General features: G+C 61.1%; 25 protein-coding genes and 1 other RNA gene. 10 read left to right on the top strand and 16 right to left on the bottom strand.

Annotation, left to right across the window (positions count from 1 at the left end):
- Positions 1-43 precede the first annotated feature (43 nt).
- Entirely contained in the window at positions 44-1,318 is a 1,275-nt protein-coding gene (locus K290_RS0126475; protein WP_051264225.1) for a lytic murein transglycosylase, read from the bottom strand.
- Positions 1,319-1,509: 191 nt separating this feature from the next.
- Positions 1,510-2,115, bottom strand: a complete 606-nt coding sequence (recR, locus tag K290_RS0126470; RefSeq protein ID WP_028754653.1) for a recombination mediator RecR — start codon at positions 2,113-2,115, stop codon at positions 1,510-1,512.
- 57 nt (positions 2,116-2,172) lie between these two features.
- Here recR and K290_RS0126465 point away from each other — a divergent pair, with 57 nt between their 5' ends.
- Complete coding sequence (locus tag K290_RS0126465) at positions 2,173-2,790, top strand: MOSC domain-containing protein (protein ID WP_028754652.1); 618 nt, start codon at positions 2,173-2,175, stop codon at positions 2,788-2,790.
- Here the strand turns inward: K290_RS0126465 and K290_RS0126460 are convergent.
- Positions 2,787-3,323 (bottom strand): RBBP9/YdeN family alpha/beta hydrolase, encoded by a 537-nt coding sequence (locus K290_RS0126460; protein ID WP_028754651.1) that lies wholly within the window; start codon positions 3,321-3,323, stop codon positions 2,787-2,789. The genes K290_RS0126465 and K290_RS0126460 overlap by 4 nt on opposite strands.
- 111 nt (positions 3,324-3,434) lie before the next feature.
- Between K290_RS0126460 and K290_RS0126455 the strand changes: the two genes are divergently transcribed.
- The gene (locus K290_RS0126455) at positions 3,435-3,911 is read left to right on the top strand and encodes an Lrp/AsnC family transcriptional regulator (RefSeq protein WP_028754650.1); all 477 of its coding nucleotides are present in this window, start codon (positions 3,435-3,437) and stop codon (positions 3,909-3,911) included.
- 12 nt (positions 3,912-3,923) lie between these two features.
- On the opposite strand, the gene K290_RS0126450 is transcribed toward K290_RS0126455, so the two are convergent.
- From K290_RS0126450 to ffs, 3 genes are all read right to left on the bottom strand, one after another.
- Complete coding sequence (locus tag K290_RS0126450; RefSeq protein ID WP_028754649.1) at positions 3,924-4,247, bottom strand: YbaB/EbfC family nucleoid-associated protein; 324 nt, start codon at positions 4,245-4,247, stop codon at positions 3,924-3,926.
- A 108-nt stretch (positions 4,248-4,355) separates the two neighbouring features.
- Positions 4,356-6,236, bottom strand: a complete 1,881-nt coding sequence (locus K290_RS0126445) for a DNA polymerase III subunit gamma/tau (RefSeq protein WP_028754648.1) — start codon at positions 6,234-6,236, stop codon at positions 4,356-4,358.
- A 47-nt stretch (positions 6,237-6,283) separates the two neighbouring features.
- Positions 6,284-6,380, bottom strand: an RNA gene (ffs, locus tag K290_RS36520) — signal recognition particle sRNA small type.
- Between the two features lie 91 nt (positions 6,381-6,471).
- Here ffs and K290_RS0126440 point away from each other — a divergent pair.
- The 5 genes from K290_RS0126440 to K290_RS0126420 all read left to right on the top strand — a co-directional run bounded on the left by K290_RS0126440 (position 6,472) and on the right by K290_RS0126420 (position 9,337).
- Positions 6,472-6,882: an HIT family protein gene (locus tag K290_RS0126440; protein ID WP_028754647.1), complete on the top strand. Its 411-nt coding sequence runs from the start codon at positions 6,472-6,474 to the stop codon at positions 6,880-6,882.
- On the top strand, positions 6,879-7,838 hold the full coding sequence (nudC, locus tag K290_RS0126435) for an NAD(+) diphosphatase (RefSeq protein WP_028754646.1): 960 nt from the start codon (positions 6,879-6,881) through the stop codon (positions 7,836-7,838). The genes K290_RS0126440 and nudC overlap by 4 nt, the downstream gene beginning before the upstream one ends.
- A gap of 9 nt (positions 7,839-7,847) precedes the next feature.
- Positions 7,848-8,534 (top strand): helix-turn-helix transcriptional regulator, encoded by a 687-nt coding sequence (locus tag K290_RS0126430; RefSeq protein ID WP_028754645.1) that lies wholly within the window; start codon positions 7,848-7,850, stop codon positions 8,532-8,534.
- A gap of 84 nt (positions 8,535-8,618) precedes the next feature.
- Positions 8,619-8,855 carry a hypothetical protein gene (locus tag K290_RS38070; protein WP_037136328.1) on the top strand — a complete coding sequence of 79 codons (237 nt, stop codon included), beginning with the start codon at positions 8,619-8,621 and terminating at the stop codon, positions 8,853-8,855.
- 113 nt (positions 8,856-8,968) lie between these two features.
- Positions 8,969-9,337 carry a VOC family protein gene (locus K290_RS0126420; protein ID WP_028754643.1) on the top strand — a complete coding sequence of 123 codons (369 nt, stop codon included), beginning with the start codon at positions 8,969-8,971 and terminating at the stop codon, positions 9,335-9,337.
- A 177-nt stretch (positions 9,338-9,514) separates the two neighbouring features.
- On the opposite strand, the gene K290_RS0126415 is transcribed toward K290_RS0126420, so the two are convergent.
- Complete coding sequence (locus K290_RS0126415; RefSeq protein WP_028754642.1) at positions 9,515-10,369, bottom strand: prephenate dehydratase; 855 nt, start codon at positions 10,367-10,369, stop codon at positions 9,515-9,517.
- 23 nt (positions 10,370-10,392) lie between these two features.
- Positions 10,393-11,148 (bottom strand): 3-deoxy-manno-octulosonate cytidylyltransferase, encoded by a 756-nt coding sequence (locus tag K290_RS0126410; RefSeq protein ID WP_028754641.1) that lies wholly within the window; start codon positions 11,146-11,148, stop codon positions 10,393-10,395.
- 151 nt (positions 11,149-11,299) lie between these two features.
- On the opposite strand from K290_RS0126410, the gene K290_RS0126405 reads away from it, so the two are divergent.
- Positions 11,300-11,887 carry a c-type cytochrome gene (locus tag K290_RS0126405; protein WP_028754640.1) on the top strand — a complete coding sequence of 196 codons (588 nt, stop codon included), beginning with the start codon at positions 11,300-11,302 and terminating at the stop codon, positions 11,885-11,887.
- Positions 11,888-12,109: 222 nt separating this feature from the next.
- Here K290_RS0126405 and K290_RS0126400 read toward each other — a convergent pair whose 3' ends face one another.
- Positions 12,110-13,054 (bottom strand): AEC family transporter, encoded by a 945-nt coding sequence (locus K290_RS0126400; RefSeq protein ID WP_028754639.1) that lies wholly within the window; start codon positions 13,052-13,054, stop codon positions 12,110-12,112.
- Positions 13,055-13,464: 410 nt separating this feature from the next.
- On the opposite strand from K290_RS0126400, the gene K290_RS0126395 reads away from it, so the two are divergent.
- The gene (locus tag K290_RS0126395; protein ID WP_028754638.1) at positions 13,465-14,457 is read left to right on the top strand and encodes an adenosine kinase; all 993 of its coding nucleotides are present in this window, start codon (positions 13,465-13,467) and stop codon (positions 14,455-14,457) included.
- A 96-nt stretch (positions 14,458-14,553) separates the two neighbouring features.
- On the opposite strand, the gene K290_RS0126390 is transcribed toward K290_RS0126395, so the two are convergent.
- Entirely contained in the window at positions 14,554-15,156 is a 603-nt protein-coding gene (locus K290_RS0126390; RefSeq protein ID WP_245276680.1) for a cadmium resistance transporter, read from the bottom strand.
- 90 nt (positions 15,157-15,246) lie between these two features.
- Positions 15,247-15,786, bottom strand: a complete 540-nt coding sequence (locus K290_RS0126385) for an SH3 domain-containing protein (RefSeq protein WP_028754636.1) — start codon at positions 15,784-15,786, stop codon at positions 15,247-15,249.
- Between the two features lie 190 nt (positions 15,787-15,976).
- Between K290_RS0126385 and K290_RS0126375 the strand changes: the two genes are divergently transcribed.
- Positions 15,977-16,978, top strand: coding sequence for a 2-hydroxyacid dehydrogenase (locus K290_RS0126375; RefSeq protein ID WP_028754635.1), 1,002 nt, complete (start codon positions 15,977-15,979; stop codon positions 16,976-16,978).
- A 1-nt stretch (position 16,979) separates the two neighbouring features.
- Here K290_RS0126375 and K290_RS0126370 read toward each other — a convergent pair whose 3' ends face one another.
- The 5 genes from K290_RS0126370 to dnaK form a co-directional block, all read right to left on the bottom strand.
- Positions 16,980-17,459, bottom strand: coding sequence for a GNAT family N-acetyltransferase (locus tag K290_RS0126370; protein ID WP_037136326.1), 480 nt, complete (start codon positions 17,457-17,459; stop codon positions 16,980-16,982).
- The gene (locus tag K290_RS0126365; RefSeq protein WP_028754633.1) at positions 17,456-18,226 is read right to left on the bottom strand and encodes a molybdopterin-synthase adenylyltransferase MoeB; all 771 of its coding nucleotides are present in this window, start codon (positions 18,224-18,226) and stop codon (positions 17,456-17,458) included. Before K290_RS0126365 ends, K290_RS0126370 begins: the two co-directional genes overlap by 4 nt.
- Positions 18,227-18,262: 36 nt before the next feature.
- Positions 18,263-19,390, bottom strand: coding sequence for a DNA replication/repair protein RecF (gene recF, locus K290_RS0126360; RefSeq protein WP_028754632.1), 1,128 nt, complete (start codon positions 19,388-19,390; stop codon positions 18,263-18,265).
- Between the two features lie 387 nt (positions 19,391-19,777).
- Positions 19,778-20,926 carry a molecular chaperone DnaJ gene (gene dnaJ / locus K290_RS0126355; RefSeq protein ID WP_028754631.1) on the bottom strand — a complete coding sequence of 383 codons (1,149 nt, stop codon included), beginning with the start codon at positions 20,924-20,926 and terminating at the stop codon, positions 19,778-19,780.
- 83 nt (positions 20,927-21,009) lie between these two features.
- The gene (gene dnaK / locus K290_RS0126350; RefSeq protein WP_028754630.1) at positions 21,010-22,926 is read right to left on the bottom strand and encodes a molecular chaperone DnaK; all 1,917 of its coding nucleotides are present in this window, start codon (positions 22,924-22,926) and stop codon (positions 21,010-21,012) included.
- Between the last annotated feature and the right edge of the window lie 210 nt (positions 22,927-23,136).

Here is a 23,136-nt window from a genome sequence, read left to right as displayed (position 1 = left end):
ACGGCGAAAGCTGCCCCTGGTGGCGTCTGCCGCCGAATTCCGCTTATTTCAGCACGCCGAGCATCGAGCTGTCGGGATAGCAGGTGGGCTTGCGGCCGCTCTTTTCCTGCCATTGGCCGATCGACCGCCGGGTCTTGTAGCCCGGCAATCCGTCGGTGCCTCCGACATCGTATCCCTTGTGCTCCAAGGTCATCTGCATGCCGGCGACGTCGGAGCGCAGCATCTTGCCGACATCGCCCCATTGGCCCTGGAAGGCGCCGGAGCCATAAGCGATGCGATCGGCGAGATTGCCGATATAGAGGCCATAGAGATCGGAGTTGTTGTATTCCTTGATGACGTAGAAATTCGGCGTGACGATGAATTCCGGCCCGTCGCGGCCGGCCGGCACCAGCATCATGCCGCTGGCGCGCAACTCGTCGGATGGAAAAGCCTTGCCGGAAATCCTGGCGATGCCGAGCGAGGTCCAATGTGAAATCGGATTGGCGAGATCCGGCCCTTCCTGCGCGCAGGAAACGCTCTCCGGGATCGTCACTTCATAGCCCCAGCCGCGGCCGCGCTGCCAGCCCTTCTGGACTAGATAGTTGGCTATGGAAGCAAGCGTATCCGGCACCGACGTCCAGATGTTGCGATGGCCGTCGCCGTCGAAATCAACAGCGTATTTCAGATAGCTGGTCGGCATGAACTGCGGCTGACCGAGCGCGCCGGCCCAGGAGCCCATGAACTGATCCGGCGTGACGTCGCCATGTTCGAGAATGCCGAGTGCAGCGATGAGTTCGGTGCGGAACATCTCCTTGCGCGTCGACATGAAGGCCTTGGTCGCCAGCACCTGGACGGCCGAGTTCGGCAGCTTCGCCGCTCCGAAGCCGGTCTCCCGGCCCCAGATCGCCAGCACGATCGGCCCGGGCACGCCATAGACCCTTTCGATCCTTTTCAGCGTCGGACCATATTGCGAAGCGAAGCTGCGCCCGGTCGCCGCCAGTCTCTGCAGCCGCGCCTCGTTGAAATAGGGAGCGGGCGAGGAGAATTCCGCCTGCGTCTGCGGCTGCTCCTTGGGCTTTGGAAAACCCGGTGGTACGAGATCCGGCAGATCCCAATTCAGCGTCACGCCGGAAAAAGCCGCCTTGAAGGTCTTTTCGGATACGCCGTCCTTCTTCGCTTCCGGCCAGAGGTTCTGTTGGATCCAGCTCTGGAACTGCGCTTCGACATCGGCCTTTGAGGCGGCGAGGGCGGGGAGGGGGAGGAGGAAGACGAAGAGCAAGGCGAGCAGGTTTCGAATATGCCGCGCCTGCGATACCTCCCTCGGTCCCTTTCGGGACATCTCCCCCACAAGGGGGGAGATTGTGGGGAGTTTGCCGCACCCTTCGTTTGCCTGATGTCCTTCGGTTTCTGCGGGCACAACATTGGTTTGAGGCAGGTCGATGCCGCAGGTTACCGATCTCCCCCCTCGTGGGGGAGATGTCACGAAGTGACAGAGGGGGGTATGCACTCTCCTCATACTCCGTCCTTCCTTCAAATCGCCGTCCGCGCCCGCAGCGCCGCCGTCAGCGTGCCTTCGTCGAGATAGTCGAGTTCGCCGCCGACCGGGACGCCGTGGGCGAGGCGGGTGATTTTCACCTCAAGGCCGGAGAGCTGGTCGGTTATATAGTGTGCTGTAGTTTGCCCTTCGACCGTCGCATTGACGGCGATGATGATCTCGCGCACACCGCCCTCGCTGACGCGTTCGATCAGCCCGCGAATATTAAGATCGTCCGGCCCGATGCCGTCGAGCGGCGATAGCACGCCGCCAAGCACATGATAGGCAGCATTCATCGCGCCGGCACGCTCCAGCGCCCAGAGGTCGGCGACATCCTCGACGACGATGATGACGGACTGATCGCGCCGGTCGTCGGTGCAGACGGTGCAGGGATCGACGGTATCGACATTGCCGCAGCGCGAGCAGATCTTCACCTTGTCATAGGCGTCGCCCATGGCATGGGAAAGGGGGCCGAGCAACTGGTCCTTCTTCTTGATCAGGTGCAATGCGGCGCGCCGCGCCGAGCGTGGGCCGAGGCCCGGCACTTTTGCCAGGAGCTGGATGAGTTTTTCGATTTCGGGGCCGGTGACTCGCTTTGCCATGGGAGGCTTTTAGCTCATATGCTGACGGAACGGAATCGCGGAAGGGATGATCGCCCTATGAAAATTCTGGCCGTCTGCATCGGCGCTGCCGAAAAACTTCCCGGCAAGAGCTACAGGACCGGCATCAACAAGCATGCGGTCGGGGGTACGGTCATGATCGACGCCGAGGGTATCATCGGCGACGCCGTCTGCAATGGCGAACATCACGGCGGACGCGATCAGGCCGTCTATGTCGAGGGTTCGCTTACGCTGGATTGGTGGTCGAACGAGCTGGGGCGCAGGCTGGAATACGGTACATTCGGCGAAAATCTCGTCATCGAAGGGCTCGATAACCGCGAGGTCGCGGTGGGTGATAGATTCATAGCTGGCGATTTAGTTCTGGAGGTGACCTCGGCCCGCATTCCCTGCGCGACCTTCGCCGCGAAAATGGGCGATCCGAAATTCGTCAAGCGCTATACGCAAGCCGGTCGTCCCGGCATCTATTGCCGCGTCATCAAAAACGGCACCGCCACCGCCGGAACGCCGGTGGCCTATGTTCCCTATGCCGGCGCCAAGGTCACCATGCCGGAATTGATGGCAACCTTCGGCAGACGTTTGTCCCCGGAGGACCGGGCGCGTTATCTCTCCGCGCCCATTCATTATAAGCTCAGAGCGCTTCTCGACGATAATCCCTAAGCAAGTTCGGTGCGGAAACGGTCGAACAGCGCCCGCCCTTTCGGCCAATCGCCGATTTCGGAATGTGCATTGATGTGGCCGAGCGCACCGGCATTGATCAATTCGCTGCCCCAGACTGCAGCGCTTTCCGTCGCATAGGCGAACGAGCCGAAGGGATCGTTGGTGCTCGCGATGAGAAGCGAGGGAAACGGCAGTCTTTGGCGCGGCGGATTGGCGAAGCTTGGAGCATCCGTCAGATAGACGTCGCCCGTGGGATCGGGCGCTGAAACAAGGAAAGCACCGAGGATTCTTGCCGGCGCGGATGCCGCCCAGTGCGCCACCAACTGGCAGGCGAGGCTGTGGACGACGAGGACCGGCGGCGTTTTAGAGTCGCTGATCTCCCGGTCGAGCGCGGCGAGCCAATCGGCCAATTCCGGTCTGTCCCAGCTTGCCGGCAGAAAGCGACGCATCTCAGGGGTCTGTCGCTCCCACAGGGTTTGCCAGTGACCTTCCCCCGAGCCGCCAAGGCCGGGCAGGACGATGATATCGCTCATGTCTTTCCTCTCCTACTGTGTTGACGGAGGGAAGTTGACACGCTGCATCGCCGGTTGACATTGCAATCCATCGCATAAAACTTGCGCTAACCGATAAATTCAAGGTGCGAGATGGAAAGCTACGAGAAGGACCTGGATCCGACCGATCTGTCGATGATCGAAATTTTGCAAGGTGATGGGCGGATTTCCGTATCGGAACTTGGCCGCCGGGTAGGGCTTTCACAGCCCGCCGCGTCCGAACGTCTCAAGCGGCTTGAGGAGCGCGGCATCATTGCCGGTTACCGCGCCATCGTCGATCCCGCCGCCGTCGGACTTGGCATGATGGCCGTCGTCCGGCTGCGGACGACCCATGAGCATATACGCCCCTGCCTGAAACAATTTTCGGAAATGCCGCAGATTATCGAAGTCCTGCGGCTGACCGGCGAGGATTGTTTCCTGCTCAAGGTTCTGGTGCCGACACCCTCTGACCTTGAAACCATCGTCGATTCCATCGCCCGCCATGGCGCGGTGACCACGTCGCTGGTGTTGCGGAACGAGCCGGCGAAACCAATCGGCCGCGAGCTCATCCGCAAGACGATGGTGCGGTGAAAGAAGCGCTTTTTAGAAAGGAAGCTTGAAACCGGGCGGGATCGGCAGGCCGGCGGTCAGTTCGCGGGTCTTTTCGGCAGCGAGCGCCTCGGCCTTTTCCTGGGCGTCCTTATTGGCAGCGACGATCAGGTCCTCGAGGATTTCGACATCGTCTTCCTTGAAGAGCGACGGATCGATTTTGAGGGACAGCATCTGGCTCTTGCCGTTCACGGTGACGGTGACGAGGCCGCCGCCGGCTTTGCCTTCGGCCCGGATGTCGGCGATTTCCGCCTGCATCTTTTCCATCTTGGCCTGCATTTCCTTCACTTTGCCCATCATGCCCATGATGTCGCGCATCGTTGCTGGTCCTTCTTTTTCGTCTTTGTCTTGTTATCTCGGGTTACAATCCAGGTCGAAAACCGCTTTCCGTTGTATAGTACGGCTCTTCGATTTGATATCATACCCTTAGAATTCGATATCATCGCCCGGCAGGATATCGCCGTCGACGGATTCGGCAGTCGCCGGAGCGGCAACTTGTTCCTCTTCCTCCACATCGGGCGCGCGTACGCGAACGTCGATGATCTTTGCGCCCGGAAATTGCGATAGGATCGCCGCCACATCGGGGTCCTGGCGGGCGTCGGCGACCCGCTGTTGCTGCGCGTTGGCCTCAGCCTCCACAAGCGTCGGCTCGCCTTCCTCACGGCTGAGGCTGACGATCCAATGGATGCCGGTCCATTCCTTCAGCTTGACGGCAAGCTCGTTCAGCAGCGTCGTCGGCGCGCCTGGCGCCAGGCTGACGTCGAGCCGGCCCGGCTCCAATCGCACCGGGCGAACGAAACTGCGTACCAGCGCCTTCACTTTCGGATCGCGCTTCTGGCCGGCAAGTTCCGCGATATCGGCCATCGAATTGACGGGAACCAGCGGCTTCGGCGCTTCGGCAGGTTTCGGCTCGATTCGGCCGACAACCGGGCTCGCCTGCGTATTCGGAACCGCGCGCAGCATGGCGACCGGTGCAGCCGGCGACGGCGCGGGCCGCGAGGGTGCGGTTTCGACCGCGCGCGCCATGACGTTGCCCTGATAGGAGACCGGCGTTCCCATGCCGTTGCCGGCAGGCGGAGCGGGCGATGGACGCGTTCCGCCGCCATTGCCCTCGGAAAATTCAGCAAGCCGTCGCGCTGCGTCTTCCGGCGCCGGCAGGTGGGCGGCATGCGCAAGACGGATCAGCACCATTTCCGCGGCGCCGGCGGTCCGGGCAGCAGTTTCAGTCTCCGGTATGCCCTTCAGCAGCATCTGCCAGAAGCGCGACAGCGTGGTCACCGCCACGCCCTGCGCAAATTCGACTGCCTTGGTGCGCTCGACTTCGCTCAGCGACGGATCGTCGGCAGCATCGGGCACATATTTGAGGCGGGTGACGAGATGGGTGAAATCGGCAAGGTCGGTCAGCACGACGACAGGATTGGCGCCGGCTTCGTACTGGCTGTTGAATTCCGCCAACGCGGCGGCAACATCACCCTTGATGATATGATGGAAGAGATCGACGATGCGCGCGCGGTCGGCAAGCCCGAGCATCGAGCGGACGGCATCCGCCGCCACTACGCCGCTGCCATGGGCGATGGCCTGATCGAGCAGCGACAACCCGTCGCGGGCCGAGCCTTCCGCGGCGCGGGCGATCATGGCAAGCGCTTCCGGCTCGGCCTCGATGCCTTCCTTGGCTGCAATGGTGGTGAACAGGCCAACGAGATCGGAAGCACTGATGCGCCGCAGGTCGAAGCGCTGGCAGCGCGACAGCACCGTGATCGGCACCTTGCGGATTTCGGTGGTGGCAAAGATGAACTTCACATGCTCCGGCGGCTCTTCCAGCGTCTTCAACAGCCCGTTGAAGGCGGCCGTGGACAGCATGTGCACTTCGTCGATGATATAGACCTTGTAGCGCGCCGAAACGGGGCGATAGCGCACCTGCTCGATGATCTCGCGGATGTCGTCGATGCCGGTATGCGAGGCGGCGTCCATCTCGATGACATCGACATGCCGGCCTTCCATGATCGCCTGGCAATGCTGGCCGGGCTCGCGCAGGTCGATGGTCGGGCGGTCGATTTCGGCGGTCTTGTAATTGAGGGCGCGCGCAAGGATTCGGGCCGTCGTCGTTTTGCCGACGCCGCGCACGCCGGTCAGCATATAGGCCTGGGCAATACGGCCGGTTTCGAACGCATTGGTCAGCGTGCGAACCATCGGCTCCTGCCCGACCATCAGGTCGGTAAAATCCTTGGGCCGGTATTTGCGGGCCAACACCCGGTAACCGGTGCCGGTCGAAGCGGCATCTTTTGCTTGTCGCTCGGTGTCGCTCATTGCCCTGCTTATTGCCCGCAGAAAGCCGGGCCTTGCTTTCGGAAAGGGTGGGAGGCTGGCACGATGACCCGTGCCGGGCTCGTTAGGGCTGCTTCCTTCCGGACCTGACCCGGTTGGCGAGTGGCTCGTCCACCACCAACCTCCCGGATGCACATATCGGCAATATCGGCATCAAAAGCAAGCCAAGGTCAAAAAAAACTGCTAAACATTTGATAAAATATCGGAGGAAGACCCATTGCAGGATTTTGCGCTCGACGATCGTCTGGCGAATGACAGCGTTTCCGTCGCTGTTACCGGCCTTTGCGACGTGCGGCTGATGAAGGATCGCCGCTGGCCATGGCTGTTGCTGGTGCCCCGCCGGCCCGGCATATCGGAAATATTCGCGCTGACGCCGCTCGACCAGGTTCTGCTGACCTTCGAGACCAACAAGGTCGCAGCCGCCTTGAAGACGGTGACGGGAGCGACAAAAATCAACATCGGGGCTCTTGGAAATATCGTCCGTCAGCTTCATGTTCATGTCATTGCGCGGTTCGAAGGGGATGCGAACTGGCCCGGCCCGATCTGGGGCTACGGCAAGGCGGAACCCTATGCGGACGAAGATATGAACAGCTTCATAGCCAAGTTGCGGGAAACGCTTTCACAATGAATCATTCCATCTTCTCTACGGATGCCCCCCACCCGGAAGCGAGCAGCCTTACCGCCTTTGCGGAAAACCAGCTTAACCGAGACGCCGAGCACCGCGACGAGGAATCAATCGAGCATGCGCTTGCCAAGGAAGGCACGCATATCCTGGCATTCGCCCAGGATCGGCTTGTTTTAAAGCATGACGGGCAGGTGCTCGACCCGCTGTTTGCCCGCTACGAACTGCAGGAACTCGATCCGGATTGGGAAGCGGCCGTGCTGCTCGGCTACCGCAGGACCGGCGAGCCGCGGCTAGCCGTTCCGGTGCGCATCAATGCCGACGATCTCGCCAGCCACTACAAGCCCGCCGACATGCGCTCGCTCTGGCGCGATCTCCTGCTCGAAGGCGAAATCCTCGGCGAAGCGGCGCAGGGCATGAGCCTTATCCGCTGGAACACCGACAATCGTTTCTGCGGCCGGTGCGGCTCGGTGATGGAAAGCCGCATCGGCGGTTACAAGCGCGTCTGCACGGCTTGCGAACACATGATCTTTCCGCGCACGGATCCCGTCGTCATCATGCTGACGATCGATGAGGAGAAAAATCTCTGCCTGCTCGGCCGCAGCCATCATTTCGCGCCGGGCATGTATTCCTGTCTCGCCGGTTTCGTCGAGCCGGGCGAAACCATCGAAAATGCCGTGCGCCGCGAGACGCGTGAGGAATCCGGTATCCACATCGGCCGCGTGCGCTATCATGCCTCGCAGCCCTGGCCGATGCCACATTCCCTGATGATCGGCTGCTACGCCGAGGCGAAATCGAGGGAGATCCATATGGATGTTGCCGAGTTGGATGACTGCCGCTGGTTCACGCCGGAAGAGACGCTCGCCATGCTCGATCGCGTCTCGCCCTCCGGCAACACCTCGCCGCCCAAGGGCGCCATCGCCCATCGCCTGATGCGCGATTGGGTGGAATGGAAGCGATAGGCGCTCGTCATGGCGCGCTCGGAACGGCTGCTGACCCTGCTGCAGACGCTGAGGCGCTATCGCCGTCCCGTCAGCGGCGCGACCCTTGCCGAGGAGACCGGCGTCAGCCTGCGCACGCTCTATCGTGATATCGCCAGCCTGCAGACACAGGGTGCCATGATCGAGGGCGAACCGGGCATCGGCTATGTCCTGAAGCCAGGCTTCATGCTGCCGCCGATGATGTTTTCGCAGGATGAGATCGAGGCGCTGGTGCTGGGATCGAGATGGGTCGCGCGTGCCACCGATTCGCGACTGGCAGCAGCCGGTGCCGACGCTCTTGCCAAGATCGCTGCCGTGCTGCCCGCCGAGATGCGCGAGGCGGTCGATCAAGCGGCCGTCGTCGTGGCGACGCGGCGCATCACCGAGGACAAGGCCGATCTTTCGCTCATGCGCAAGGCGATCCGTACGGAGCGCATGGTGCAATTGACCTATGGCGACGTAAACGGCGCCATTTCGACCCGGCGTATCTGGCCCTTTGCGCTCGGTTATTTCGACAATGCCCGCATCATCATGGCCTGGTGCGAGCTGCGCCAGGATTTTCGCCATTTCCGCGCCGACCGTATCGTTGATTTCGCGGTGCTGGAAGCGCGCTATCCACGCCGCCGCGTTACCCTCGCCAGGGAATGGAATGCCCGCGAGGGCATGCTCCACGATTGATTTCCGACGATAACGCTACTGCCAGAAACTGTCAGTAGGCGCGACTATGATGGTCACCATCCCAAGCAGGAAGGAGGACCGATCATGGCAAGCCACGCTTTCATCGTCACGAAGCAAACCCATCGCGGCGTCATCGAGGCGCGCAACGGCAAAGATCTTTCTGCGTCGGCATGGCCGGTCCGCCTTCTGCGTTTTGCGCTTGACTATTTTGCCCGCCACCGGGATCGCCTCGATCTCGAGGGCACGGCAGATTCCGTGAAGCGCGATTTGGGTTTCATGGACGGCCGTGCTCCGTATCGTGAGGAAGACTGCATGCGCTAAAGGCGCATCCTCAATCGAACACCCTGATAATTCATCACCGGCAGGTTTCGCCTTGTCTGCCGGGCAGCACCCATCATGCCTTCATATCCCTAAAACCCAGGAGGAATATCCAGATGACCAGCCCCAACCTCATCATTTTCTATGTCAAGGATCCCGGCGAAAGCACGCCGTTCTACCGTGACCTGCTCGGCCGCGAGCCAGCCTTCGCCTCGCCGAATTTCGTTGCCTTTGCGCTCGACAATGGTTTCAATCTTGGCCTTTGGCGCCGCAGCAATGTCGAGCCGCAGCCCTCCGCGATCGGCAATCGCGGCGAACTAGGCTTTATGGTCGAGGGCGATGGCGCAGTCGAAAAACACTATCAGGATTGGAAAGCCCGCGGCCTACCGATTGCACAGGAATTGACGATGATGGATTTCGGCCCAACCTTCGTCGTGCTCGATCCCGACGGCCATCGGCTGCGAGTTTGTGAGCCGGATAAGTGAATTGTTCTTACCTTCTCCCCGACGGGGAGAAGGTGCCCCGAAGGGGCGGATGAGGGGCGCTACTGGCAAAAGCGCACTGTCTTCAACGGAATTTGGCACGTGGGCCGTCTTAAGCTGCAACGCCCCCTCAACCCGCGCGTACCGCGTGACCTTCTCCCCGCTGGGGCGAAGTTTCCCTCAGAGATCCCCCCGCATCGGATGGCCTTTGTAGACGCCGAGGATACGGACCTTTTCGGAGAAGAATCGCAATTCCTCCAGCGCCCGGCGCACATGCGCGTCGGAGGGATGGCCCTCGATATCGGCGTAAAACTGCGTCGCTACAAAACGGCCGCCGAGCTGATAGCTTTCGAGCTTCGTCATGTTGATGCCGTTGGTCGCAAAGCCGCCCAAAGCTTTGTAGAGCGCCGCCGGAATGTTGCGCACGTTGAAGACGAAGGTGGTGACGATCTTTTCCTCGGCTGAGCTGCGCTGCGCCCAATTCTCGTCCCGCGACAGGATGACGAACCGCGTCACGTTGCTTTCGGTATCCTCGACATTTTCCGCAACGATCTCGAGCCCATAGAGGTCGGCCGCCAATCTCGGGGCAAGGGCGGCCATGGTGCGGTCGCCGGTTTCCTGCACGAGCTTTGCCGCCCCCGCCGTGTCGCCGGCGATGATCGGTTTCCAGCCATTGGCGCGCACGACCTTGCGGCATTGGCCAAGCGCATGGATATGGCTGTGCACGGTGCGTATCTCTTCCTTCTTCACGCCCGGCAGAACCATGAGCTGGAAGTGGATCGGCATGAAATATTCGCCGACGATATGCAGCCGCGACTCCGGCAGCAGATGATGGATATCGGCGACGCGGCCGGCGATCGTGTTCTCGATCGGGATCATGCCGAGATCGGCCTCGCCATTGTCGACGGCGGTGAAGGCGTCCTCGAAGGTCTGACAAGGCAGTGGCTCCATCGTCGGGAACATATCGCGGCAGGCCATGTCGGAATTGGCGCCGTAGTCGCCCTGGAAAGAGATCTTGTTGGTCTTGCTGATCATGGGACTGCCTTTGGGAAATTCCGTCAGAGAGAGGCGCCGGAAAGAATGCGGCGGGCCTTTTCGAGGTCGGCGGGAGTATCGACACCGAGCGGTATCGTGTCAACGATCTCGACGTCGATGCGCATGCCGGCCTCAAGCGCCCGCAACTGCTCCAGTGATTCGCGTTTTTCCAGCGTCGAAGGGCCGAGGCTGACGAATTTCTCCAGCGCGGCGCGGCGATAGGTATAAAGGCCGATGTGATGATAAAGCGGCCCGTTGCCATAAGGAGCCGTGGCGCGGGTGAAGTAGAGTGCGCGCAGGCGATGGTCCGAAATGGCCGAGCCGACAACCTTGACGACGCTCGGCAGTGTCTTTTCTTCTTCGTCCTTGATCTCGACGGTCAGCGTGGCGATGTCGACGGCCGGATCTTCCAGCGGGCGCAGCGAAGCGCGGATGGTCTCGGGGTCGATGGTCGGCAGATCGCCCTGAACGTTGACGACGATCTCGGCATGGCCTTTGGGATCCACGGCCTGCAGGGCTTCATAGATACGGTCCGAGCCGGATTGATGATCGGTACGCGTCATCACGACTTCGAAGCCCGCATTCGCAACGGCGGCAAAGGTGTCTTCGTGGTCCACGGCGACGACGATGCGACCGATCGCCGCCTCGCGTGCGCGTTTGGCAACCTGTACGATCATGGGCAGACCGCAGATATCGGCGAGCGGTTTGCCCGGCAGGCGCGTGGAGGCCATCCGGGCCGGAATGAGTACCAGCGTCTTGTCCAAGTTGGGATCTGTCATTGTTGGGCCTTCTATTCCCGCCGGAAAAGTGTCAAAAAGTCTCACGGTGGAGACCGTTTACAGAGTTGCAAGAAACAGTCAAAAGACATAGGTTTCGCGCGAATTCAAGATGGGCCGGCAGCCGCTGCCGGGGGCGAGGGGAGCATAGCAGATGAATTCATCCTACGTGAACATGGGTGTCGGGGCACTTCTGGCCACACTTTTTGTGCTGAAGTCCGTGTCGCTCGCGTCGGGATTTATTTTCCATTCAGAGACACCGGAAAAGCCGGGCTTCGCGATTATCGCCGCTGAAGAGACGTCTGGCGGAGCAGGCGGCAAGGCAGCCGCCGCCAAGCAGGAAACGCCGATCGCGCAATTGCTGCAGAAGGCCGACGTCAAGGCCGGCGAATCGATCTTCAAGAAGTGTCAGGCCTGTCATGACGGCACCAAGGGCGGGCCGAACAAGGTCGGTCCTAACCTCTGGGGTGTCGTCGATCGTCCGATCGCCTCGCATGAAGGTTTTGCCTATTCCGCCGCCATGAAGGATTTTTCCAAGGGCAGCAGCGAAAAGTGGACCTACGATCATCTCTATCATTTCCTCGAAGCGCCGAAGAAATTCATCTCCGGCACGGCAATGGGCTTTGCCGGCTTGCCGAAAGAAGAAGATCGCGCCAACGTCATCGCCTATCTGCGCACGTTGGCGGACACGCCCGAGCCGCTGCCCGACGCGAACGCTCCGGCGCCGGCAGCAACGAACTAAGCTGCTTCAAGCGAACACATGCAAAAGCCCGGTCTTCTCGGCCGGGCTTTTGCATGTCGGTCAGCCACTCAAATCGCCCTTGAAGCGCCGTGCCTATGTATGCGCGCAGGCCTGTCGTCGCTAGTGGCATGTCGCGCAAAAGTGTGCGGCGGTTTTGCGAAAACCACATGCACAAACAAGGAGCTAAAGCGTGGGAGCGAATCTGAAAGATCGCGACGAGCTTTAGCCGAGCATATAGGCCCAAAGTGACACCGAAAGTACACCGAATGCCGTTGTCAGCGTAATCGTTGAGGCAGCGAGGCTGTGACCGACGCCGAAGCGGTTGGCAATCAGCCAGGCGTTCACGCCGGTAGGAACAGCCGCAGTGAGTACGATCGCCTCACGCCATTGCGAGCTGAGGCCGAGAAGATAGCCGGCCGAAAGCACGCAGGCCGGCAACAGCAGAAGCTTGAGCGCCGAAGTAACGCTGGCAATGCCGAGATTGCCCGAAAGCCCATATTGCCGGAGCGCCATGCCCAGCGAAATCAGTGCCGCCGGGCCCGCCGTATTGGCGATGCTGTCGACGACGGTGCCGAGCGTTGCCGGCAGCGGAATGCCGATGAGGTGCACGACAAGTCCGGCAACAAGGCCGATGACCAGCGGATTGCGGACGAGATTTCTGCCGACCCGACGCAGGAGTTCGCCCGTGCTTCGCCCGGTGCCGCCATTCGCCTTGCGCTCGGCCTGTTCCATCAGCATCGTGCCGGCAATCATCATGACAGGCAGATGCACCGCAATCAGGATCGAGAGCGCCACGATGCCCTCGGGTCCGACGACGCGGCTTACCAGCGGCAGGCCGATGAAAGCATTGTTGGCGAAGGCGGACGACACGCCGGCGAGCACCCCGATCCGCGCATCCCGCCCGAACAGCCGCGTCGCCGCGAGATGGCCGGCCGTCCAGGCGACCGCGACGCCGGAAAAATAGGCGATCCACAACCGGAACGGCGAAGCCCCGTGAAAATGTGCCCCCGCAATGGTCTGGAAAAGTAGCAGCGGCACGGCGATCTTGAAGACGAACTCGCTCATCGCCTCGCCGACGCTGGCCGTCAATACGCCGGCACGCACGATCAGCCAGCCGACGAGGATCAGCAGGAAAATCGGCAGGACATCGGAAAAGATTTCGGACATGCCGGGCGAGGGAGCTGTGGCGGGATATTGCGGATTGATCCCAGAGTTGTAGCAGCTTGCCGCATCGTGAGAAGCCGAAAAGCGGTCGGCAACAAAAAAAGCGGGCCCCGCCCGCTTTTCCGAACCCGGCTACCGCCGGAGTCCTCCCGGTGCACAAGCCGCCAGTTCATCCGTGGTCGGCGCGCGTACCGGTGAGGCGGAAGGTATCATACCTTCCCGGAGCTGGCCGTGAATGCCTTGTTCCGCATCCCATGCCAGTTCACTTGATAAGCGTTTACAGATGGAAAGTGACAGGCAAATGACTGGTTGAGATTTAGTTACCTCGCCGGACATCGATTTCCCTTCCAAACTTCGGAAAAACCGCTAATACCGGATACCGGCTATCACCAATACCGGGGACCCCCTGCTTGATGACTCGTTTCGATGTACTGACCGTTGGCAATGCTATCGTCGACATTATCTCCCGCTGCGACGATCAGTTCCTGATCGACAACAAGATCACCAAAGCCGCGATGAATCTCATCGATGCTGATCGTGCCGAACTGCTCTATTCGCGCATGGGTCCGGCGCTTGAAGCCTCCGGCGGCAGCGCCGGCAATACGGCGGCAGGCGTTGCGAATTTCGGCGGCAGGGCAGCCTATTTCGGCAAGGTCGCGGAAGATCAGTTGGGCGAAATCTTTGCGCACGACATCCGCGCTCAGGGCGTGCATTACGAGACCAAGCCGAAAGGCACGTTCCCGCCGACTGCCCGTTCCATGATCTTCGTCACCGAGGACGGCGAGCGTTCGATGAACACCTATCTCGGCGCCTGCGTCGAGCTTGGCCCGGAAGATGTCGAGGAAAATGTCGTCGCAGATGCCAAGGTCACCTATTTCGAGGGTTATCTCTGGGACCCGCCACGCGCCAAGGAAGCGATTCGCGAATGCGCCCGCATCGCCCATGCCAATGGCCGCGAGATGTCGATGACGCTGTCCGACAGCTTCTGCGTCGGCCGTTATCGCGACGAATTTCTCGATCTCATGCGCTCAGGGACCGTCGATATCGTCTTCGCCAACCGCGACGAGGCCTTGTCGCTCTACGAGACCGATGATTTCGAGAAGGCACTGACGCTGATTGCCGCCGACTGCAAGATCGCAGCCGTGACCACAGGCAAGGACGGCGCCGTGATCGTGCGCGGCAACGAACGTTATGTCGTCGATGCCCATCCGATCGAAGAGCGCGTCGATACGACCGGCGCGGGCGATCTCTTCGCCGCCGGCTTCCTCTTCGGCTATACGCAGGGCCGTACGCTTGAGGATTGCGCCAAGCTCGGCAATCTCGCGGCAGCGATCGTCATCGAACAGATCGGCCCGCGGCCGATGCGCTCGCTATCGGACGCCGCGAAGGAATTCGGGCTTCTTTAAATAGCCACCCACTGGCTGATGCTGAAATCGAAAGCCGCTCGCAGCAGACCGTTGCGGGCGGCTTTTTGGTCGGAACATCAAAGCCCGCAAACGAAATCACCATAGCAACCGGACGGTTCCGGCCTCATGGAGAATGAGTATTCCAAGCGCCACAAGAACGAACGGCACTACCCGATGTCCATAGCGTCGGATCGGCGCGCCGATCGCAGGGTGATTGACCAGGAAATGTGCGGCGCCGAGCCACAACGCCGTCATGACGACAAACACAATGGCGATGGCGGCAATCTCACCGCTCGTGCGTGTGGCGAAGAGGGGAGTGTAGATGCTGATATTGTCGCCGCCGTTCGCAATCGTCACCGCCGCGACGGCCACGATATTGCCATGGCCGATTGACGCCTTGTCGTGATCTTCCGGATCGCCATCTGGGCCTTGCCGCAATGCCCATAGCTTCTTGAGACCAAGGAAGATCGGCACCAAACCGAGAAGGCCGATATAGGCGGCGGGAATAACGAGAGAGATCAGGGAGGCAAGGACGCTCGCACCGCTAAGAGCGGCAATGCCCAAATATTGGCCGATGACGATCTGACGGGCGCGGAACTTGCGGTCTGCAAAAAATCCGAGCAGGACAAAAATATCGTCCACGTTCGTCGATGCAAACAGGACGATGGCAATGCTGAGATTCCCGAACAGATAATCCACGACCACCGTTTCCCCGCTGTGGATGCCCGATGCATCACCGCATCGAATCGCGCGGTCGCGGCTGCCATGGAGCTTTGAGGGGCTTTCTTTTTACTTAAAGGCTTCGCCGGGGTAGGCGCCCCAGATTTCGGATTGCGCCACCCAGCCTTCGGTGCCGTCGGCGGTCGCCAGACACCAGTCGCCGGTGCATTCGCGGATGTTCATTATCACGCCCGGCTGGAGCTTGGCGATGACGGTGCTCGACGGTTGCGCGTCGCGTCGCATGTTGACGAAGACCGCCTTGCCTTTGCCCTTCATCCACGGCGCGGCGATGGCCGAGCGCTGGCCGGAGAGCAACGACTGATTGACCCAGCCTTCAGTGCCGTCGGCATCACGCACGCGACGCCAATTGTCGTATTCCTGAATGATCTCGACCGGCAATCCTTGCTTGAGGTACATCCATGACACCGCATAGTCCCCGCTGGGGCCGACGCGCAGGTTGACGCGCTTCGACTTCAGGGTAACGAACCTCGGCAGCGGTAATCCGCTCGGCCCCTTGGCGGCCTGGGCCGCGGCAAGATCGGCGGTAGCGCCGGCCATTATCAGGCCGATCGCGAAAATAGCGCAGGACTTCAGGATTTTGCCACGCATTGGATTTCCGTTCGCTCATCATGACCAAGACGCCGCCAGGCGACTTTTTCGTTCCGGTCATCGGCAAATCCTTGCGCCTCGTACGCGAGTTTTGTTTGTCTTCGCCTGCGGGTCTGGTAGAAATGCCCGGAACGGGAAAATTATCCTGCTTCTTGGTTAAGAACATCTGAACAAGGCATCGCCGGTCGCCATGACGACGAAGAAAAAACCGAAGGTCTATATCACGCGCAAACTGCCGGATGCGGTGGAGACGCGGATGCGCGAACTCTTCGATGCCGAGCTCAACATTGACGATACGCCGCGCACGCAGGCCGAGCTTGTCGAGGCGGTCCGGTCCGCCGATGTGCTGGTGCCGACCGTCACCGACCGCATCGACGCCGCGCTGATCGAGGAAGCCGGGCCGCAGATGAAGCTGATCGCCAGCTTTTCCAACGGCACCGACCACATCGACATCGAAGCTGCCGCCCGCCGCGGCATTACGGTCACCAATACGCCGAATGTCTTGACCGAGGATACGGCCGACATGACCATGGCGTTGATCCTTGCCGTGCCGCGGCGCCTTGCCGAAGGTGCGCGCGTGCTGACGGACAAGCCCGGCGAATGGGCCGGCTGGTCGCCTACCTGGATGCTCGGCCGCCGGATTCACGGCAAGCGCATCGGCATCGTCGGCATGGGCCGCATCGGTACCGCCGTCGCCCGCCGTGCCAAGGCCTTCGGCCTTTCCATCCACTATCACAACCGCAAGCGCGTCAGCTTGGCGACCGAAGACGAGCTGGAGGCGACCTATTGGGACAGCCTCGACCAGATGCTTGCCCGCGTCGACATCGTGTCGGTCAACTGCCCGTCAACGCCCGCGACCTTCCATCTGATTTCGGCACGCCGTCTGGCGCTGCTGCAGCCGACCAGCTACATCGTCAACACGGCGCGCGGCGATGTCATCGACGAGACAGCCCTGATCAAGATTTTACGCGAAGGCAAGATCGCCGGCGCCGGCCTCGACGTCTTCGAGAACGAACCGGCCGTCAATCCGAAGCTTGTGAAGCTCGCCAACGAGGGCAAGGTGGTGTTGCTGCCGCACATGAGCTCTGCCACCCTCGAAAGCCGCATCGACATGGGCGACAAGGTCATCATCAACATCCGTGCCTTCATCGATGGCCATCGCCCGCCGAACCGCGTCCTGCCGTTTCGGTGAGCTAAACCAAGACTTTGCGCATCTCGATCGACGTCGTGCGGTCGAAGCCCGCGTGGCGGTTCTCGGCGGTTTTCCGGAATCCCCAGTTGGCAAAGGTAATGTGATTGCCGGTCAGCTCGATCCGCGTTTCCAGCCGCAATTCTGCAAGGCCATGTTCCCACGCAGTCGTTTCCGCAAGGCTCAGCAAGCGCCTGCCGATCCCCTGGCCCTGGGCGGCCGGCAGGACAGCGAGCTTGCCGATATAGAGGCTATCCAGTTCCGGACGGCAGAATATGCAGCCGGCTAATTGATCGTTGTAGAAGGCCACGTAGGCGATTTCGTTCTTCGCCTTTTCCTTGAGCAATTGCGGGGTTAGCGTCAGCGCCGACGAGGGCGGATCGATCCGTCCGTCCATATAGGCGAAGGAGGCGAGAATGAGCGCAAGCAGCTCCTGCCAGCGCTCGAAGCTGCCGTCGAGACGCTGAAGAATGATATCGGTCATTCAGCGGCAGCCTTAGCGCGCTTGCGGCGATAGCGGACGGTCTCGAAGCGGGCGGCGAGCCCGTCATAGAGCAGCAGCCGGCCGATCAGCGGTTCGCCGATGCCGGTGATGAGCTTGATCGCCTCCATCGCCATCAGCGTGCCAATGACGCCGGTGAGTGCGCCGATGATGCCGGCCTCCGCACAGCTTGGAATTAGGCCTTGCGGCGGCGGTGCGGGAAACAGATCGCGATAACGTGGATTGGGTAGGCCGTCGGCGCCATCCTCATAAGGCTTCAGGGTGGTCACGGACCCATCGAAGCGTCCGACTGCGCCGGTCACCAGCGGCAAACGCGCTGCCTCGGCCGCATCGGCAGCGGCATAGCGCGTATCGAAATTATCGGAGCCATCGACGACGAGATCGAAACCGGCAAAATGTCGCGTCGCGGTATCAGGGTTGAACCGCTCCTCGAAACGAATGACGCGGACATGCGGGTTCAATCGCGCGATGGCATCCGCCGCGCTCTGCGTCTTCAACTCGCCGATCGTCCCCGTATCGTGAATCACCTGCCGCTGCAGGTTGGAAAGCGAAACACGATCGTCATCGGCAATACCGAGCGTGCCGACACCGGCGGCGGCGAGATATTGCAGCACCGGCGCACCAAGGCCGCCGGCGCCGATAACAAGCACGCGCGCCGCCTTCAATCTTTGCTGACCGGCGCCGCCGACCTCCGGCAGGAGGATATGGCGCTGATAGCGGGCGATTTCGTCTGAGCTCAAAGGATCCATGCGAGCGAGCCTATCACAATCGGGGCAAAGGAGGCCCTATGATTTCGTAATGCCGCCATGCGCGACGGTAAAGAATTGCGCGCGCTCGCCAAGCGCGGAAAACATCGCCTTGTCGGTGCCGGTCATGAAGGCCTGGCCGCCGAGCCCGTCGATCAGGTCGAAGAGGGCAGCGCGCCGGCCTTCATCCAGATGCGCGGCAATTTCGTCGAGCAGCAAAATTGGCGCGTGGCCGGTCAGGTTGCCGACGAGGCGAGCATGGGCGAGGATAAGGCCGACCAGCAATGCCTTCTGCTCGCCGGTCGAACAACGCTCCGCCTCCATGTGCTTCTCGAGGTGGCGCACCAGCAGATCGGCCCGATGCGGACCATCAAGCGTACGCCCGGCGGCCGCGTCGCGATAACGGCCTTCGCGCAGCATCTCGGCATAGCTGTCCTCGAGATCGACGGCGGGACGATCGAATTGCCCATCGAGGAAACCGGAGAGTTCGAGCGTCGCAGACGGAAATGGCGTCGCCTCGCCGCTTTCGCCGATCAGTCGGGTAAGAAGGCCAAGCATTTCTTGCCGGGCGAGCGCCATGGCGATGCCGAGGCTCGCCATCTGTTCCTCGATGCCGGCAAGCCAGGACGGATCGAATCGACCCTCGGCAAGCAGTTTGTTGCGGCTGCGCATGGCGCGCTCGAAATCGCTGGCGCGGCGGCCATGCGCCGGATCGAGCGACAGCACCAGCCGGTCAAGGAAACGCCGCCGCTCAGAGGAGCCGCCGGTGAACAACCCATCCATGGCCGGCGTCAGCCAGAGCACGCGGAGATGGTCGGTCAGCTCGTCCGCGGTCTTGGCTGGCGTACCGTTGATTCTAAGCTTGCGTGTCGTCGTCTCGTCGCTCGCGTCGATACCGGTGCCGATCTCGACTTCGCCGTCCATGCCATCAAGCGCGGCGAAGATCGAAAAGCCGCCCGCTGCGTCGACGCGGGTGACATCCGCATAGGCGGCGCGCCGCAGCCCGCGCCCTGGCGAAAGAAAGGAGACCGCCTCCATCAGATTGGTCTTGCCGGCGCCGTTGTCGCCGGTCAGCACCACATGCCGCTCGTCAAGCGCAAGCGAGGCTACCGCATAATTGCGGAAGTCGGTCAGCTTCAGGCGCGAGATGAAAACCTTGTGCGGCATCGGGCATCCGGATTCGTGTCGATGGCCGAGGGGTATGCCGAACCCCGCACAAGTGCAAGGATTTTGCCGATGGCTATGGAAGAGAAGGGAGTGGCTGCGGGGCCACCCTCGTCCTTCGACAGGCTCAGGATGAGGTGGAGCGGATCTGGCGCCCAGCCGCAAAAGAGCAATCCAGTGGTAGATGTCCGAAGGAGCCCTCAAACTGGAAGGAGGAGTATCGCGACTGGGTGCAAAAGATCAGCCTCATGGTGAGGTGGGAGCGAAGCGACCCTCGAACCACGAGGCGGGTGATGCCCTCGAAGCACAAGGGTGGGTGATTCGCTCGCCAAATAAAAAAACCGGCCGAATCACCGGCCGGTTTCACGTGAAGCAATAGTGATTCGCCCTTCAGTCGCTGAACGTGTCGAAGAAATCCTTCATGCGGGAAAAGAAGCCGGTTGATTCGGGATTGTTGTCCTTCGAGGAAATCTGCTCGAATTCCTGCAGCAACTCGCGTTGGCGCTTGGTCAGCTTTTGCGGCGTTTCGATCTGGATCTGGATGTAGAGATCGCCGACCTGGCTGGAGCGTAACACCGGCATGCCCTTCGCCTTCAGGCGGAATTGCTTGCCGACCTGCGTGCCCTCGGGAACGGTGACGCGCGATTTCGTGCCGTCGAGCGTTGCAACGTCGAAGGTGCCTCCAAGAGCCGCCGTGGTCATCGAGATCGGCACAGCGCAATAGAGATCGGCGCCGTCGCGCTGGAAGAACTCATGCGGTTTGACGGAGAGGAAGATGTAGAGATCGCCCGATGGCCCGCCGCGCAAGCCGGCTTCGCCTTCGCCCTGTAGCCGGATGCGTGTGCCATCCTCGATGCCGGCCGGGATATTGACCGAAAGCGAACGCTCTTCGGTCACGCGGCCCTGGCCGTGGCATTTGGTGCAGGGATCGGGAATGATCTGGCCGCGGCCATGGCAGGTCGGACAGGTGCGCTCGACCGAGAAGAAACCCTGTGCGGCGCGGACGCGGCCGGCACCTTGGCATGTGCCGCAGGTCTTCGGCTGCGTGCCCGGCTTGGCGCCGGAGCCGGAGCAGACGTCGCAGGTGATCGAGGTCGGCACACGAATCTGCGCCGTCTTGCCGGTAAAGGCTTCTTCGAGCGAGATTTCCATGTTGTAGCGAAGATCGGCGCCGCGTTCGCGGCCGCCGGAGGAACGCCCGCGCGAGCGTCCGCCACCCATCATCTCGCCGAAAATATCTTCGAAAATATCGGAGAAGCCGCCGCCGCCGAAACCACCGCCGCCAAAGCCGCCACCACCGCCCATGCCGCCATGCTCGAAGGCAGCATGGCCGTAACGATCATAGGCCGCGCGCTTCTGCGGATCCTTGAGCGTCTCATAGGCTTCGTTGATTTCTTTGAACTTTCGCTCGGCGTCTTTGTCCTCCGGATTCTTGTCCGGATGAAATTTCATCGCCAGCTTACGAAAAGCGCTTTTAAGCTCTTTTTCGTCTGCCGTCCTGGCGACACCCAACGTGTCGTAAAAGTCCGCTTTTGCCATTAAGGAATAGACCCCGGAAATGGATTTCCGGCTGCCCTAGGGCAGCCGGATCTGAGTTCCGCAAAACCAGTTAAGGCTTGCGATTATGCCGACCGCTTGCGGTCGTCCTCGTCCTTGATTTCCTCGTAGTCGGCATCGACGACATCGTCCTTGCCGCCCGCAGAGGCATCAGCGGCAGAACCTTCCGCCTGCTGGGACTCATAGATCGCCTGGCCGAGCTTCATGGACACTTCCATGAGGGTCTGGGTCTTGGCCTTGATGTCCTCGGCGTCCGGCTCGGAAGCTTCGGTTGCCGCCTTCAGCGCTGCGATCGCCTCGGAGATTGCGTTGCGGTCGGCTTCGGTGACCTTGTCGCCGTAATCCTTCAGCGACTTCTCGCTGGAGTGGATCAGGCTTTCGGCCTGGTTCTTGGCTTCCACGCCTTCGCGGCGCTTCTTGTCCTCGGCAGCATGCGCTTCGGCATCCTTGACCATCTTTTCGATGTCGGCATCAGAGAGACCGCCAGAGGCTTGGATGCGGATCTGCTGCTCCTTGCCCGTGCCCTTGTCCTTAGCCGAAACCTGGACGATGCCGTTGGCGTCGATATCGAAGGTGACTTCGATCTGCGGCACGCCGCGCGGAGCCGGCGGCAGGCCGACGAGGTCGAACTGGCCGAGCAGCTTGTTGTCGGCAGCCATTTCGCGTTCGCCCTGCGAAACGCGGATGGTCACGGCCGACTGGTTGTCGTCGGCGGTCGAGAAGGTCTGCGACTTCTTGGTCGGGATCGTGGTGTTACGCTCGATCAGACGGGTGAAGACGCCGCCCAGCGTTTCGATGCCGAGGGACAGCGGGGTCACGTCGAGCAGCAGGACGTCCTTGACGTCGCCCTGCAGAACGCCGGCCTGGATGGCAGCGCCGAGTGCGACGACTTCATCCGGGTTGACGCCCTTGTGCGGCTCCTTGCCGAACAGTTGCTTGACGACTTCCTGCACCTTCGGCATGCGGCTCATGCCGCCGACGAGAACGACTTCATCGATCTCGGCTGCCGTAACGCCGGCATCCTTAAGCGCTGCCTTGCAAGGAGCGATCGTGCGCTGAACGAGATCGTCGACCAGGCTTTCCAGCTTGGCGCGGGTCAGCTTCAGCGTCAGGTGCTTCGGACCGGTGGCATCTGCCGTGATGAAGGGCAGGTTGATTTCGGTCTGCTGCGAAGAGGACAGCTCGATCTTGGCCTTTTCAGCAGCTTCCTTGAGGCGCTGCAGAGCAAGCTTGTCGCCCTTGAGGTCGATGCCGTTGTCCTTCTTGAATTCGGCAACGAGGTATTCGACGAGACGCATGTCGAAGTCTTCACCGCCAAGGAAGGTATCGCCGTTGGTCGACTTCACTTCGAAGACGCCGTCGCCGATTTCCAGGATCGAGATATCGAAGGTGCCGCCGCCAAGGTCGTAGACAGCGATCGTTTTGCCGTCCTTCTTGTCGAGGCCGTAAGCGAGCGCTGCAGCGGTCGGCTCGTTGATGATACGCAGAACTTCAAGACCGGCAATCTTGCCAGCATCCTTGGTTGCCTGGCGCTGCGCGTCGTTGAAGTAAGCGGGAACGGTAATAACGGCCTTTTCGACCTTTTCGCCGAGATAGGATTCGGCGGTTTCCTTCATCTTCTGAAGGATCATTGCGGAAACTTGTGCGGGCGAATAGCCCTTACCCTGCGCTTCCACCCAGGCATCGCCATTGTCGCCGCGAACGATGTTGAAAGGAACGAGGTGCTTGTCCTTCTCGACGGTCGGATCTTCGTAGCGGCGGCCGATCAGGCGCTTGACAGCGAAGAGGGTATTGGTGGGGTTGGTGACCGCCTGGCGCTTGGCCGGCTGGCCGACGAGGCGTTCGCTGTCGTCCGTGAAGGCAACCATCGAGGGGGTGGTGCGGGCGCCTTCGGCATTCTCGATCACTTTCGCGTCCTTGCCGTCCATGACGGCGACGCAGGAATTCGTGGTTCCAAGGTCGATACCAATTACTTTTGCCATGTCATTCTCTCCTTGAAGCAAGCTATCGGAACCCCTGTCAGGCATTCCATTGACAGCCCCTTACGGGATGGTCTTGAGGATTGCGCAGCCATGACTGCGGTGATGCCGCGTATATAAGTAGCGGTTTTACTGACTGCAAGGCAGGAAATCACCCGGAATCCAGCAAAACGAATGGTTTGTCGTCCAAATTCCACAGTGTCCCATCGAGGC

Origin of the sequence: Rhizobium leucaenae USDA 9039, from assembly GCF_000426285.1 — a bacterium.
Taxonomy (GTDB): domain Bacteria; phylum Pseudomonadota; class Alphaproteobacteria; order Rhizobiales; family Rhizobiaceae; genus Rhizobium; species Rhizobium leucaenae.
This window is presented reverse-complemented; position numbering and strand designations above follow the sequence as displayed.

Excerpts from the sequence above, each read along its gene's own strand:
- K290_RS0126475 (WP_051264225.1), bottom strand. The coding sequence starts at position 1,318 with ATGTCCCGAAAGGGACCGAGGGAGGTATCGCAGGCGCGGCATATTCGA.
- recR (WP_028754653.1), bottom strand. The coding sequence starts at position 2,115 with ATGGCAAAGCGAGTCACCGGCCCCGAAATCGAAAAACTCATCCAGCTC.
- K290_RS0126465 (WP_028754652.1), top strand. The coding sequence starts at position 2,173 with ATGAAAATTCTGGCCGTCTGCATCGGCGCTGCCGAAAAACTTCCCGGC.
- K290_RS0126460 (WP_028754651.1), bottom strand. The coding sequence starts at position 3,323 with ATGAGCGATATCATCGTCCTGCCCGGCCTTGGCGGCTCGGGGGAAGGT.
- K290_RS0126455 (WP_028754650.1), top strand. The coding sequence starts at position 3,435 with ATGGAAAGCTACGAGAAGGACCTGGATCCGACCGATCTGTCGATGATC.
- K290_RS0126450 (WP_028754649.1), bottom strand. The coding sequence starts at position 4,247 with ATGCGCGACATCATGGGCATGATGGGCAAAGTGAAGGAAATGCAGGCC.
- K290_RS0126445 (WP_028754648.1), bottom strand. The coding sequence starts at position 6,236 with ATGAGCGACACCGAGCGACAAGCAAAAGATGCCGCTTCGACCGGCACC.
- nudC (WP_028754646.1), top strand. The coding sequence starts at position 6,879 with ATGAATCATTCCATCTTCTCTACGGATGCCCCCCACCCGGAAGCGAGC.
- K290_RS0126430 (WP_028754645.1), top strand. The coding sequence starts at position 7,848 with ATGGCGCGCTCGGAACGGCTGCTGACCCTGCTGCAGACGCTGAGGCGC.
- K290_RS38070 (WP_037136328.1), top strand. The coding sequence starts at position 8,619 with ATGGCAAGCCACGCTTTCATCGTCACGAAGCAAACCCATCGCGGCGTC.
- K290_RS0126420 (WP_028754643.1), top strand. The coding sequence starts at position 8,969 with ATGACCAGCCCCAACCTCATCATTTTCTATGTCAAGGATCCCGGCGAA.
- K290_RS0126415 (WP_028754642.1), bottom strand. The coding sequence starts at position 10,369 with ATGATCAGCAAGACCAACAAGATCTCTTTCCAGGGCGACTACGGCGCC.
- K290_RS0126410 (WP_028754641.1), bottom strand. The coding sequence starts at position 11,148 with ATGACAGATCCCAACTTGGACAAGACGCTGGTACTCATTCCGGCCCGG.
- K290_RS0126405 (WP_028754640.1), top strand. The coding sequence starts at position 11,300 with ATGAATTCATCCTACGTGAACATGGGTGTCGGGGCACTTCTGGCCACA.
- K290_RS0126400 (WP_028754639.1), bottom strand. The coding sequence starts at position 13,054 with ATGTCCGAAATCTTTTCCGATGTCCTGCCGATTTTCCTGCTGATCCTC.
- K290_RS0126395 (WP_028754638.1), top strand. The coding sequence starts at position 13,465 with ATGACTCGTTTCGATGTACTGACCGTTGGCAATGCTATCGTCGACATT.
- K290_RS0126385 (WP_028754636.1), bottom strand. The coding sequence starts at position 15,786 with ATGCGTGGCAAAATCCTGAAGTCCTGCGCTATTTTCGCGATCGGCCTG.
- K290_RS0126375 (WP_028754635.1), top strand. The coding sequence starts at position 15,977 with ATGACGACGAAGAAAAAACCGAAGGTCTATATCACGCGCAAACTGCCG.
- K290_RS0126370 (WP_037136326.1), bottom strand. The coding sequence starts at position 17,459 with ATGACCGATATCATTCTTCAGCGTCTCGACGGCAGCTTCGAGCGCTGG.
- K290_RS0126365 (WP_028754633.1), bottom strand. The coding sequence starts at position 18,226 with ATGGATCCTTTGAGCTCAGACGAAATCGCCCGCTATCAGCGCCATATC.
- recF (WP_028754632.1), bottom strand. The coding sequence starts at position 19,390 with ATGCCGCACAAGGTTTTCATCTCGCGCCTGAAGCTGACCGACTTCCGC.
- dnaJ (WP_028754631.1), bottom strand. The coding sequence starts at position 20,926 with ATGGCAAAAGCGGACTTTTACGACACGTTGGGTGTCGCCAGGACGGCA.
- dnaK (WP_028754630.1), bottom strand. The coding sequence starts at position 22,926 with ATGGCAAAAGTAATTGGTATCGACCTTGGAACCACGAATTCCTGCGTC.